Here is a 12,576-nt window from a genome sequence, read left to right as displayed (position 1 = left end):
GGGTTATAGCGCCGGTAGGCATTTCACTCCATCGTGTACTGGGTAATCCCTACTTCATGACTCGCCCGCTGCTCCTCCTCGACGTGGACGGCCCCCTCAATCCGTTCCGGTCCCGCCTCGCAGGTCTCCGCGGATACACCAGCCACCGGATGCGTCCGAGCATCTGGCTGTCCTACCGCGCACCGGAATCCCGCAGCACCAAGCGCGGCCTGCGCGTGCGCCTGCACCCGGACCACGGCGCCCGGCTGCTGGCCCTGCCCTACGAACTCGCCTGGGCCACCGCCTGGACGCACGAGGCCAACACGCTGATCTCCCCGCGCATCGGACTACCCGTTGATCTTCCTGTCATCGAATGGCCGGAACCCTTCACCCGCGACCCCGACGGCCTCTTCTGGAAGACCCGCCCCCTCCTGGAATGGGCGGCCGGCCGGCCCTTCGCCTGGGTCGACGACCTGATCACGCCCCGCGACCGCGCCTGGGTCGCCGCCCACCACCCGGCCCCGGCCCTGCTCCTGCGCATCCACCCCCGCCACGGCCTGCGCCCGCAGGACTTCGCCACCCTCGAGCGCTGGGCGGCCGGACTCAGCCCAGCAGGGCCGTGATCGGGTCCGGGGAGGGGGGGCGGCCCGTGGGCCACCAGTCGTCGTCGCCCAGACGGTTCTCGTAGGAGTACCAGAGGGCGTCCCGGCCGAGCCGGAGCTGCCGGGAGGAGCCCGTGAGCCGGTTGCGGTCGGGCCGGAACGAGCCCTGGGCGGCGGCGAGGAGCGCCGGGCGGGCCCGGTCGAAGGGGCCGGCGGGCGGGTCCCAGGGCTCTTCGAGGGCGAGCAGGGCGGGCAGGCCTCCCTGCCGCCAGGCTGCCGCTCCCCGGGCCAGGTCGGTGGTGCTGCGGCCCGTGGCGCGGGCCAGCTCGCGGTAGAGGGCGCGGGCGGCGCCTGTGAGCCCGGCCGTGGGGTGCGCCGAGGCCAGCCGGACGGCGTCCTGCCAGCGGCTCAGCCCGGCCATCGGATCCTCGGCGGTGCGCAGCAGCGCCAGGGCGCGGGCGGCCGCGTCCGCGGCGAGCTGGTCCAGGGCGAGCGGGTCCGGGGCCGCCGGATCGGCCGGGTACGCGGGCGGCATCCCGACGGCGGAGGGCGCCGCCAGTGGAGCGGGCAGCGGCGGCAGGACGGTGCGGACGAGCGCGGCCCGGGCCGGAACACCGGGGAAGTCCGGTGTCCCATCGGGCTGTTCGCGCGCGGCACGGGCGGCATTGCGCCGGGTGAGCTCCTCCAGCAGCTCCCGCTCACCGCGGCCGCGCAGCAGGAGCAGGAGGAAGGGATCGGCGTCCAGGAGGCGGGCCGCGCGGTAGCACAGCGCGGCGGCGTGCTTGCAGGGCGGACGCCCGACGTCCGGGCAGGAGCAGCGCGGCACGAGCTCTCCCGCACCGGGCAGGACCGACTCGGAGAGGGACTCCGGGACCTCCCGCTCCAGCAGTGCGGCTAGCGCCGTCGGATCGGCCACCACCGATTCCAGCAGCTCGCTCCACTCAGCGTCCGAGAGCGCGGGCAGGGACAGCTCGGTGCGGTACGGCCGCGGCCGGCTGCCCCGTACGTAGGCCACGATCCGGCCCGGGGTGATGGTGACGGCGTCGACGTGGCCCTCGGCGGCGTAGGTCCGCCCCCGGGTCAGGCGGGCTCCGTCGTGGGCCACCGACTCCAGGGCGGACACCCAGGCCCGGCCCCACCAGCTGACGGCCTCCAGCCCCGGCGGCACGGTCTCGAAGGTGCGGCGGCGGTCGTCGCGCGCGGTGATCATACGGGCCTGCGCAGGGAGACGAGGTCCGCCAGCTCGCGGTCCGTGAGCTCGGTCAGCGCCGTCTCGCCGGAGCCGAGGACGGCGTCGGCCAGCGCCCGCTTCGCCTCCAGCATTTCGGCGATCCGGTCTTCGACGGTGCCCTCGGCGATGATGCGGTGGACCTGGACGGGCTGGGTCTGGCCGATGCGGTAGGCGCGGTCGGTGGCCTGTTCCTCGACGGCGGGGTTCCACCAGCGGTCGTAGTGGATGACGTGCCCGGCGCGGGTGAGGTTGAGGCCGGTGCCCGCGGCCTTGAGGGAGAGCAGGAACACGGGGACCTCGCCCGCCTGGAAGCGGTCCACGAGCTCCTCGCGGCGCGGAACGGGCGTGCCCCCGTGCAGCAGTTGGTGCGAGATCCCGCGCGTGGTGAGATGGCGCTCGATGATGCGGGCCATCGTCACGTACTGGGTGAAGACCAGCACCGAGCCGCCCTCGGCCAGGATCGTGTCGAGCAGCTCGTCGAGGAGGGCCAGCTTCCCGGAGCGGTGCGCGATCCGCGGCTCCGCCTCTTTCAAGCTGTGCTCTTTCAAGCTGTGCTCTTTCAAATACTGGGCGGGGTGGTTGCAGATCTGCTTGAGCGAGGCCAGCAGCTTCATGATCATGCCGCGCCGCTCGATGCCCTCGCTCGCGCCGATCACGGCCATCGCCTCGTCTACCGCCGCCTGGTAGAGGGAGGCCTGCTCGCGGGTGAGGGACACGGGGTGGTCGGTCTCCGTCTTCGGCGGCAGCTCCGGCGCGATCCCGGGATCGGACTTCTTGCGCCGCAGCAGGAACGGCCGGACCAGCGCGGCCAGTCGGGCGACCGCCGCCTCGTTGCCCCCGTCCTCCTCCGTCTGGTGCTCCACGGGCCGGGCGTGCCGGGCCCGGAACGCGGTGAGCGGGCCGAGCAGTCCGGGCGTGGTCCAGTCGAGGAGCGCCCACAGCTCGGAGAGGTTGTTCTCCACCGGGGTGCCGGTCAGTGCCACCCGGGCGGGCGCCGGGATCGTGCGCAGCGCCTTCGCGGTCGCCGAGTGCGGGTTCTTGACGTGCTGGGCCTCGTCCGCGACGACCATGCCCCAGGGCTGTTCGGCCAGCCGGGCCGCTCCCGCGCGCATGGTTCCGTAGGTGGTGAGGACGAATCCCCCGGCGGGCTGATCGGCCAGCCCGTCGAGGCTGCGGCCGGCGCCGTGGAAGCGGCGCACGGGCGTGCCGGGGGCGAACCGCTCGATCTCCCGCTGCCAGTTGCCCAGCAGCGAGGCCGGGCAGACCACCAGCGTCGGCTCGGGACGGTCGCGGTGCAGGTGGAGCGCGATCAGGGTGACCGTCTTGCCCAGGCCCATGTCGTCGGCGAGGCAGCCGCCGAGTCCGAGCGAGGTCATCAGGTCGAGCCAGGCCAGGCCGCGGGCCTGGTAGTCGCGCAGGGTGGCCTTGAGTCCGGCCGGCTGGGGCAGCGGGGCCAGCTCCCCGGTCAGCCGGTCCCGCAGGGCGGCCAGCGCCCCCACGGGGACCGCGGCCACCGGCTCTCCCTCGACCTCGGCCGTCCCCGTCAGCACGGCCGCCAGCGCGTCCACCGGGTCCAGCAGACCCAGCTCCCGCTTGCGCGCCTTGCGCACCAGCTCCGGATCGACCCGCACCCACTGGTCGCGCAGCCGCACCACGGGCCGGTGGGCCTGCGCGAGCGCGTCCATCTCCCCCGGGGTGAGCCGGTCGCCGCCGAGCGCCAGCTCCCAGGAGAAGGCGAAGAGGTGCTCGGCGTCGAAGAACGCGGTGCCGTCGGTGGCGGAACCGGGCGCGGTGGACCGTACGACGGCGGTCGCGATGAGCGTACGAGCCAGCTCGCGCGGCCAGTGGACCAGGACTCCGGCCTCCGCGAGCCGGGTCGCGGCCCGGCCCAGCAGGTCTTCGAGCTCGGGGTCCGAGAGGGCCAGTACATCGGGGACCTGCTGGTCCAGCAGCCGCAGCAGCGGCGGCCAGACCCGGGCCGCCCGGCGCAGCGCGAGGACGGCGTCGATCCGGGCGCGGGGTCCGAACCCGGCCGCGGCGGCGCCCGCCCAGAGCATGGCGGCGTCCGTGACCAAGGTCGGGTCGGCGAGGCTGTGGACCTGGACGACGGCGGCCCCGGCACGGCGCACGTCCTCCTCCGGCTCCGTGCCGCTCTCGGCCTCGTCGAAGAGTCGGAAGGAGGACAGGTCGAGGCGGAGCGAGATCCCGACTCCGGTGTCCGCGCCCGAGGCGACCTGCGCGGCCCAGTCCCGTATCCCCGGGACCTGCTGCGGCTCGCGGGCGGCGAACGGTCGGCCCGCGGCGAAGGGCGCCGCGGGGGTCCGGGGCAGGCTGTCGGCGACGGCGTCGAGGAACGCCCTGACCAGCGCCTCCGGTTCGGGCAGGTGGAGCGGGCGGCGTCCGGCGAGCGGGGTGGCGTACCCCTCGTGGGGCAGGGCGGCGGCGACCGCGCGCAGGTGCGCGATGTCCTCGGCGTCCAGGGGCCCGGCCCGCCAGGCGTCGACCCCGTCGGGGGTCAGCCCGGGCAGCAGACGGCCCCGCGCGACGAGGGACAGCGCCTGGACGGCGGCGGTCCCCCAGGCGCGGGTCGCGGGATGCGTGGCGGGCCCGCGGAGTGCGCGGGCCGCGCGGACGAGCACGGGCAGGGCGGCGGTGACCGTCAGCGTGACGGCGGGCACCGTTCGGGTACGGACGCCCTCGCCATGGGGACGGACCACCTGAAGCGTGGCCGGGACGCCTTCGGCGGGCAGGGCGTCCCCGTCGGGGGCCCAGAACGCGATGCGGCTCTCGCGGGGCACGGCGGCGGGCAGGAACACGGCGGCGTGCCGCGGCAGACCGGACACGAACGGCTGTGCCGGCGCGTGCCGCGTCCCGGGCATGGCCATCGCGTCCCCCTCTCCCGGTCTCCACAGCCTCCGGGGTCTCCCCGGACACCTTCACGTCCAGAAGTATCCCTGTGCCGTCGAGTCTAGGCGGGGCCACTGACAATGCCGCTGAGCTGGGCGTTTCCGGAGGATCCGGGAACCCGGCGACACCCCGTGACCCGACGGTCCGGCAGCCTGGCGGCCCCGCAGCCCGGGGGCCCTGGGGCCCCGAGGTCCGGCGGTAGCCGCGGCGGGGTGCCCGGGGACTCGGCGGCTTCAGCGGTTCAGCGGCTCCAGCGGCCGCGTTCGTGGGCGTAGCCGTAGACCGGGCGGTCCGGGGATGCGGCGGAGATGCGCCAGGGGCGGCCGGACTCGTCGAGGCGGAGGGTGCCGGAGCCGGTGGGGGCGCTCCAGCGGAGGTCCAGGTACCAGTCGCAGTCGCATCCGGTACTGCTCGCCACCACCCGCAGGACGGCCGGTTCGGTGGCAGAGATCTTGATCGGGAAGGCGGGGGCCTCGATCTTCTCCCCCTGGTCGTTGCCGGCCACCGGCCGCGCCACCGGGCGCGGCGCGTCCAGGTTGACCGTGAACGCGGCCGGGGTGATCCCTCCGCCGCAGCCCTGCGACATCTCGTACACGTTCCACCGCAGCGGGGCCCGCCGCCCGGCCACCCGTACCTCCAGGTCCTCCAGGACCACCGGGTCCGGCCCCGTGCCCAGCAGGGTGACCTCCACGATCTGCGTCCCCGCGTGGACGGCCTTCCGCCCCGCCGCCCACGCGGGCGCGTCCGCCTCCACGGGCGGCGGGGGCACCGCCGAGGGAGCCGGCTCGGCGAGGTACGCGTGGTCGCAGCCCGCCGCCCACACGTGCGACCGCACGGCCGCGCGCAGGGGCGGGGAGGCCGGTGAGGGGCCGCCCGTGGCTGCGGGAGCCGTCGGGGTTCCCGTCGCTCCCGCCGAGGTGCCGCCCTGCGCCGGCGTCGCCGCGGGGCCGGTCGGCGTTTCCGGCGAGGCCTCCGACGCCGTCGGCCCGGCCGCCGGTCCCGTCCCCGTGGCCCCGCCCGTGGCCGTGACTCCGCCCGTGGCCGTACCGGGAGCCGCCACCGTCGGGCCGGCCCGGCCCGTCTGCGGGAGCCACCCGACGCCCACCGCGAGGGCCACGACGGCGGCCGCCGCCACCCCGGCCAGCAGCAGGCGGCGCCCGGTCCGGCGCGGCGCCGGCGCGGGCGCGGGCGCCCCCGGAACACCGATGTCCGCAGCCTCCGCCTCCCGGTCCTCCTCCTCCACGGGCGGCGCCGCGTCCACCGCCACCGCCCGCCGCCGCGCATCCGCCAGCAGCCAGGCCCGGTGCAGTTCCACCGCCTCCGCCGGCCGCGCACCGCAGGCCCGGGCGAAGCGGTCGACCACCACGAACTCCGCGGGCAGCGCCTCACCGCTGCAGTACCGGTGCAGGGTCGACGTACTCGTGTGGAGGACGCGGGCGAGGGCCCCATAGCTCTGCCCGCTCCGCTCCTTCAGTTCCCTCATCGACCGCGCGAACGCCTGCGCTTCGGCCGATCTCCCCGTCCCGGAGTTCCGTTCCATGCCAACGATGTTCCCGCAGCTGAGGGTGCGTACGGCCGTTCCATTGTCCCGAGTTGGTCCCGAACCGTCGGCCCGGGCCCCGGCCGGGGTACAGCCTTTCCAGAAGCACCGCCACACCGCCACGGACTACACGGATGACACGGGGAGAACCGACCATGTTCCGACGCACCGCCCGCACCGCCCGCACCGCCGCCGCCCTCGCGGCCACCGCGGCCGCCGCCACCGCCCTCGTCCTCGCCGCCTCCACCACCTCGACGGCCGCCGTCACCGCGCCCGGGTTCCTGGCCGGCACCGACCTGCCCCCGCACCCCGGCTCCGCCTGGTACGCCGGGAAGGTCACCAAGGGGCTGCCCGAGTTCGCGCCGTTCTGCGTGGAGGGCGTCCTCCCGGCCACCGGGAGCTGGTACCGCGACTTCTCCACCGAGTTCGACACGGGCGCGGTCCAGGTGTCCGTACGCACCTCCTCCAGCGCCGCGGCCGTCAAGCTCGCGGCGGCCCTGGAGCGCAAGGTCGCGGCCTGCGCCGCCGACTGGCTGCGCAAGACCCCGGGCGGTACGGCCTCCTGGCAGGACTACGGGAAGCTCAGCGTCGAGGAAGGCGCACACGTCTACGGGGTGCACACCTCCATGCCGGAATCCGAGCCCGGCGTCCACCTGTACGGCATCGGCCGCGACGGCACCACCGTGACGGTCGTGAAGTGGGGGCAGATGGGTTACCTGAACGAGGCGCCCGTCCCGGCCTTCAAGAAGACGACCGTCAAGGCCGTGAACAAGCTCAACCCCTGACGCGCCGGGCCCGCGGTGGGACGATGGAAGGGACGGGGGGAGCCCGGGTGGGCGACACGTCGAGGCGGTGATGGCCGTGCGCACCGGAAACGAGCCGGTGACCGCCCGCAGCGCGCTGCGGCTGCGCTTCTGGCTGAGCCTGTGGGGGATGGTCTGGTCCGGCGCCGGGGCGGCGGCGTTCTCGCTCGCCGCCCGGCCCGGGTGGGCCGCGGCCTGCGCCGCCGTCGCCGTGCTCGCGGCCGTGGACCTGGCCGTGGTGCTCCACCACATCCGCCAGGGCCCGCACTACCAGCCGGGGCGCGACATCCCCCCGTACGAGCCCCCCGACCCCTAGGGGGTGTCCGCCCTGTCGTCCCCGTCGCCCGGGTGGGGCAGGGTCCGGCTACTTCTCGAAGCGGGCCGCCGCCAGGTAGTCCGGCTGGGGGTCCAGGGCGGCCGCGAGGCGGAAGTGCTTGCGGGCCTGGTCCGGCCGGCCGGCGCGCTCGTGGGTGCGGGCCAGCGCGAAGTGGGCGAACGCGTTGTCCGGCTCCCGCTCCAACACGATCTCGAACTCCAGCTCCGCCGGACGCAATTGGGCGGCGGCGAAGAAGGCCCGGGCGCGCAGCAGCCGGGCCGCCGTGTTCTCCGGGTGGGCGGCTATGACCGAGTCGAGCAACTTCACCGCGCCTCGCGGGTCGCGCGCGGCGAGGAGCTGCTCCGCGGCCCGGTAGTCGATGACGTGCGTCTCGGGCGACGAGGACCGCGACGGCGGCGGGAGCTGCGGCGTGGTGTCGGACACGGTCTGTTCCTTCCCTCTACAGACGCGTTCAACGCCCCCCGCACCGCCCGCTATTCCGTGCACACGTCACACGTCACACGTCAAACGACACCCGCGACACCCGGCACCCGGCAGGCACACACGGCAGGCCGCACGGCAAACGCCGCACTCCCCGCGTCAGGCCCCGCCGCCCGCCGCCCGCGCCGTGAGCTCCTCCCACACCTTGCGCACCTGCGGCTCCAGCGCCTCCAGCGGCCCGTCGTTGTCGATCACGAGCGTGGCCACGGCCAGCCGCTGTTCCCGCGTGGCCTGCGCGGCCATCCGGGCCCGGGCTTCCGACTCCTCCATGCCCCGCAGGGCCGTGAGCCGGGTCAGCTGGGTGGCGGGCGCCGCGTCCACCACGACGACCAGGTCGTACAGCGGCGCGAGCCCGTTCTCCGCGAGCAGCGGTACGTCGTGCACCACGATGGCATCGGCCCCCGCGGCGGCTTCCAGCTCGGCGGACCGGGCCCCGACCAGCGGGTGCACGATCCCGTTGAGGATCCGCAGCTTCTCGGGGTCGGCGAACACGATCGACCCCAGCTTGGGCCGGTCCAGCCCGCCCTCCGGAGTCAGTACGGACTCCCCGAAGGCGGCCACCACCGCCGCGAGCCCGGGCGTACCCGGCTCCACGACCTCCCGCGCGATCCGGTCGGCGTCCACGACGACCGCCCCGTACCCCGCCAGCAGCCGCGAGACCTCGCTCTTGCCGGCGCCGATTCCGCCTGTCAGGCCTACTTTCAACATGCCCGGCAGACTAGCCCCCGCGCCCCGGGCTCCGTACAGACCCCCGACCGGACCCGACCGGAACCCCCGCCGGAGGCCCCGAAGGGCCCGTGGGCCCGAGGCCCGTGCCTCAGCCCTCGCCCTCGCGCTCCGCCAGGAACCGCTCGAATTCGAGGCCGATCTCGTCCGCCGACGGAATCTCCGCGGGCTCCGCGATCATGTTGCCCCGGGTCTCGGCGCCGGCCGCCGCGTCGTACTGGTGTTCCAGCCCCTGCACGAGGCTGACCAGCTCCTCGTCGCCCTCCCGGATCTGCCGGTCGATCTCCGTCTGCGTGCGGTGCGCCTCGGTGCGCAGCGCGTGCGCGACCGACGGCAGGACCAGCCCCGTCGCGGCGGTGATCGCCTCCAGGACGGTCAGCGCGGCGTCGGGATACGGGGAGCGCGCCACGTAGTGCGGTACGTGGGCCGCGACGCCCAGCACGTCGTGCCCGGCCTGACCGAGGCGGAACTCGACGAGCGACTCCGCGCTGCCGGGGACCTGGGCCTCGTCGAAGGGGCTGCGGTGCCCCGGCATGAGGTCGGTCCGGTTGCCGTGCGGGGTGATCCCGACGGGACGGGTGTGCGGGACGCCCATGGGGATGCCGTGGAAGTTGACGGAGAGCCGCACGCCCAGGCGCTCGACGATCTGCCGGACGGCGACGGAGAAGCGCTCCCACTCCACGTCCGGCTCGGGGCCGGAGAGCAGCAGGAAGGGCGCGCCCGTGGCGTCCTGGACGAGGCGCACCTCGAGCAGGGGCTCCTCGAACTCGGTCCAGTGGTCGCGCTGGAAGGTCAGCAGCGGACGCCGTGCCCGGTAGTCCACCAGGCGGTCCGCGTCGAACCGGGCCACGACCTGGTGGGGCAGCGTGTCGAGCAGCCGCTCGACGATCTGCTCGCCGGTCTCGCCCGCGTCTATGTACCCCTCGAAGTGGTAGAGCATGACCAGCCCGGCCGAGTCCTGGGCGAGCGCCAGGTCGGCCACCGCCAGGCCCTTGGCGTCCCATTCGTACAAACCCTGTGGATCAAGCACCGCCACCACTCCTCCTCCGCCGCGTTCTCTGGCAAGAACGTTCAAGGTCCCGTGACCATTCCCCAGTTGACGGTATTCACGAGGGAGTGTTCACGGGGCGGGGTTCACGGGAGCGCGGAACCCGCGGCACGGCCGCACAACGCGGTAAGGCCCGCCCCCCAGAGGGGACGGGCCTTACCGGTGAAGATCAGCTCGGCTCACGCCGTGCTGCTGCGATCAGCTCTGGCCGCCGGCCAGCTTCTCGCGGAGCGCGGCGAGGGCCTCGTCGGACGCCAGGGCGCCAGAGGTCTCGTCCGCACCCTCGGAGGAGTACGAACCACCCGAGATGCCCGCACCGGCGCTGCTGCTGCTGCCCGCGGCCGGAGCGGCCGCACCCTCGGCAGCGGCGGCCTCGTCGGCCTCGCGGCTCTTGATGACCTGAGCCTGGTGCTGCTCGAAGCGCTGCTGCGCCTCGGCGTACTGGCCCTCCCAGGCTTCGCGCTGCTTGTCGAAGCCCTCGAGCCAGTCGTTGGTCTCGGGGTCGAAGCCCTCGGGGTAGATGTAGTTGCCCTGGTCGTCGTAAGACGCGGCCATGCCGTACAGGGTCGGGTCGAACTCGACCGACGCCGGGTCGGCACCGAAGGACTCGTTGGCCTGCTTCAGCGACAGCGAGATCCGGCGACGCTCGAGGTCGATGTCGATGACCTTGACGAAGATCTCGTCGTTGACCTGGACGACCTGCTCCGGGATCTCCACGTGGCGCTCGGCCAGCTCGGAGATGTGGACCAGACCCTCGATGCCCTCGTCCACGCGGACGAACGCACCGAACGGAACCAGCTTGGTGACCTTACCCGGGACGACCTGACCGATCTGGTGCGTCCGGGCGAACTGCTGCCACGGGTCTTCCTGCGTCGCCTTCAGCGACAGGGAGACGCGCTCGCGGTCCATGTCGACGTCGAGGACCTCGACGGTGACTTCCTGGCCGACCTCGACAACCTCGGACGGGTGGTCGATGTGCTTCCAGGACAGCTCGGAGACGTGGACGAGACCGTCGACGCCACCCAGGTCCACGAAGGCACCGAAGTTGACGATCGAGGAAACGACGCCGGAGCGGACCTGACCCTTCTGCAGGGTGGTGAGGAACGTCTGGCGAACCTCGGACTGGGTCTGCTCGAGCCAGGCGCGGCGGGACAGGACCACGTTGTTGCGGTTCTTGTCCAGCTCGATGATCTTGGCCTCGAGCTCCTTGCCCACGTAGGGCTGGAGGTCGCGGACGCGACGCATCTCGACGAGGGAAGCCGGAAGGAAGCCACGGAGGCCGATGTCGAGGATGAGACCACCCTTGACGACCTCGATGACGGTACCGGTGACGATGCCGTCTTCTTCCTTGATCTTCTCGATCGTGCCCCAGGCGCGCTCGTACTGCGCACGCTTCTTGGACAGGATCAGACGGCCTTCCTTGTCCTCCTTCTGGAGAACCAGGGCCTCGATCTCGTCGCCGACCTTGACGACCTCGTTCGGGTCGACATCGTGCTTGATCGAGAGCTCGCGGCTCGGGATGACGCCCTCGGTCTTGTAACCGATGTCGAGGAGAACCTCGTCCCGGTCCACCTTCACGATGACGCCGTCGACGATGTCGCCGTCGTTGAAGTACTTGATCGTCTCGTCGATCGCGGCGAGGAACGCTGCCTCGTCACCGATGTCGTTGACCGCAACCTGCGGAGTGGTGGCGGTGGTCTCGGTGCTGCTCGTCATGTGGGTAAGGGCTCCGGTTACGGACAGAAAGTCGTAGGTACTGCTACGCCGGGAGCCCTTATCGGCATCTGCCGAAGAAGCCGGACAGCCAAGGAAGCCCCAGTTCCGCGAAATGCGGGGTGGGGGCCTCGAAAACCGAGGGGACATCAACAGATACAAGCGCAGCCTGCTAGGTCTGAGGAGCACAGGCTCGCAGCGCAACTTGTAGCATACGGGGGCAGCCGGACAGGGTCAATGCGCGAAGGCGCACACCTCGGGCGGATCACCGCACAACCGGCACAATTAGCGGGCGGGCAGGCGCCGATGGCCCTTCCAGCCCGCTTTCCGCAGACATTCGCAGACTACGACGACGGGCCCCATGAACCAAGAGGACTGCGCCCCCGAAGAGGCGTACGAAGCCGGATCGGCCGCCGAGGACGATTCCGAGGCCACGCGGCGTGACGCGGGGGAAGCGGAGAGCAGCCGGGCGAGCCGGGGCTGGTGGGACCGCAACGCCGACGACTACCAGAGCGAGCACGGAGCCTTCCTCGGCGACGACCGCTTCGTCTGGGGACCCGAGGGCCTGGACGAGGCGGAGGCCGCCCTGCTGGGCCCCGTCGCCTCCCTCAAGGGCAAGGACGTCCTGGAGATCGGCGCCGGCGCCGCCCAGTGCTCGCGCTGGCTGGCCGCCCAGGGAGCCCGCCCCGTCGCCCTGGACCTCTCCCACCGCCAGCTCCAGCACGCCCTGCGGATCGGCGATGACGTTCCGCTGGTCGAGGCCGACGCCGGACGGCTCCCCTTCCGCGACGGCTCCTTCGACCTCGCCTGCTCCGCCTACGGCGCCGTCCCCTTCGTCGCCGATCCCGTGAACGTCATGCGCGAGGTGCGCCGCGTCCTGCGCCCCGGCGGCCGCTGGGTCTTCTCCGTCACCCATCCCATCCGCTGGGCCTTCCCCGACGAGCCGGGCCCCGAGGGCCTGTCCGTCGCCGCCTCCTACTTCGACCGCACCCCCTACGTCGAGCAGGACGAGCAGGGCCGCGCCGTATATGTGGAGCACCACCGCACCCTCGGCGACCGGGTACGGGACGTGGTCGCGGGCGGCTTCCGCCTCGTCGACCTGGTCGAGCCGGAATGGCCCGCGTGGAACAGCCAGGAGTGGGGCGGCTGGTCCCCGCTGCGCGGCAACCTCATCCCCGGTACCGCGATCTTCGTGTGCGAGCGGGACTGA

At 73.4% G+C, this 12,576-nt stretch carries 11 protein-coding genes; 4 read left to right on the top strand and 7 right to left on the bottom strand.

Going from position 1 to position 12,576, the window contains the following annotated elements; genetic code table 11:
* Window positions 1-56 precede the first annotated feature (56 nt).
* Window positions 57-602, top strand: a complete 546-nt coding sequence (locus ACE1OC_RS30415; protein ID WP_407839700.1) for a hypothetical protein — start codon at window positions 57-59, stop codon at window positions 600-602.
* Here ACE1OC_RS30415 and ACE1OC_RS30410 read toward each other — a convergent pair.
* The 3 genes from ACE1OC_RS30410 to ACE1OC_RS30400 form a co-directional block, all read right to left on the bottom strand.
* Window positions 583-1,791 (bottom strand): SWIM zinc finger family protein, encoded by a 1,209-nt coding sequence (locus ACE1OC_RS30410; protein WP_407839699.1) that lies wholly within the window; start codon window positions 1,789-1,791, stop codon window positions 583-585. The genes ACE1OC_RS30415 and ACE1OC_RS30410 overlap by 20 nt on opposite strands.
* On the bottom strand, window positions 1,788-4,691 hold the full coding sequence (locus ACE1OC_RS30405; protein ID WP_407841722.1) for a DEAD/DEAH box helicase: 2,904 nt from the start codon (window positions 4,689-4,691) through the stop codon (window positions 1,788-1,790). The genes ACE1OC_RS30410 and ACE1OC_RS30405 overlap by 4 nt, the downstream gene beginning before the upstream one ends.
* Window positions 4,692-4,960: 269 nt before the next feature.
* Complete coding sequence (locus tag ACE1OC_RS30400) at window positions 4,961-6,259, bottom strand: helix-turn-helix domain-containing protein (protein ID WP_407839698.1); 1,299 nt, start codon at window positions 6,257-6,259, stop codon at window positions 4,961-4,963.
* A 155-nt stretch (window positions 6,260-6,414) separates the two neighbouring features.
* Here ACE1OC_RS30400 and ACE1OC_RS30395 point away from each other — a divergent pair, with 155 nt between their 5' ends.
* Together ACE1OC_RS30395 and ACE1OC_RS30390 are read left to right on the top strand one after the other, a co-directional pair.
* Entirely contained in the window at window positions 6,415-7,044 is a 630-nt protein-coding gene (locus tag ACE1OC_RS30395) for a hypothetical protein (protein WP_407839697.1), read from the top strand.
* 70 nt (window positions 7,045-7,114) lie between these two features.
* Window positions 7,115-7,378, top strand: coding sequence for a DUF6343 family protein (locus ACE1OC_RS30390; protein ID WP_407839696.1), 264 nt, complete (start codon window positions 7,115-7,117; stop codon window positions 7,376-7,378).
* A gap of 48 nt (window positions 7,379-7,426) precedes the next feature.
* Here the strand turns inward: ACE1OC_RS30390 and ACE1OC_RS30385 are convergent, their stop codons facing one another.
* From ACE1OC_RS30385 to rpsA, 4 genes are all read right to left on the bottom strand, one after another.
* Window positions 7,427-7,822, bottom strand: a complete 396-nt coding sequence (locus ACE1OC_RS30385) for a tetratricopeptide repeat protein (protein ID WP_266958771.1) — start codon at window positions 7,820-7,822, stop codon at window positions 7,427-7,429.
* 156 nt (window positions 7,823-7,978) lie between these two features.
* Window positions 7,979-8,587, bottom strand: coding sequence for a dephospho-CoA kinase (gene coaE / locus ACE1OC_RS30380; protein ID WP_407839695.1), 609 nt, complete (start codon window positions 8,585-8,587; stop codon window positions 7,979-7,981).
* Between the two features lie 109 nt (window positions 8,588-8,696).
* Window positions 8,697-9,635 carry a PAC2 family protein gene (locus tag ACE1OC_RS30375; protein ID WP_382979678.1) on the bottom strand — a complete coding sequence of 313 codons (939 nt, stop codon included), beginning with the start codon at window positions 9,633-9,635 and terminating at the stop codon, window positions 8,697-8,699.
* A 216-nt stretch (window positions 9,636-9,851) separates the two neighbouring features.
* Window positions 9,852-11,369, bottom strand: coding sequence for a 30S ribosomal protein S1 (rpsA, locus tag ACE1OC_RS30370; RefSeq protein WP_266876946.1), 1,518 nt, complete (start codon window positions 11,367-11,369; stop codon window positions 9,852-9,854).
* Between the two features lie 358 nt (window positions 11,370-11,727).
* On the opposite strand from rpsA, the gene ACE1OC_RS30365 reads away from it, so the two are divergent.
* A complete protein-coding gene (locus ACE1OC_RS30365) occupies window positions 11,728-12,576 on the top strand; it encodes a class I SAM-dependent methyltransferase (RefSeq protein ID WP_274552457.1) in 849 nt (282 codons plus the stop codon).

This window comes from Streptomyces stoeckheimensis, assembly GCF_045822005.1.
GTDB classification, from domain to species: domain Bacteria; phylum Actinomycetota; class Actinomycetes; order Streptomycetales; family Streptomycetaceae; genus Streptomyces; species Streptomyces stoeckheimensis.
Note: the sequence above shows the minus strand (reverse complement) of the source record. Positions and strands in the feature narration are given on the sequence as shown.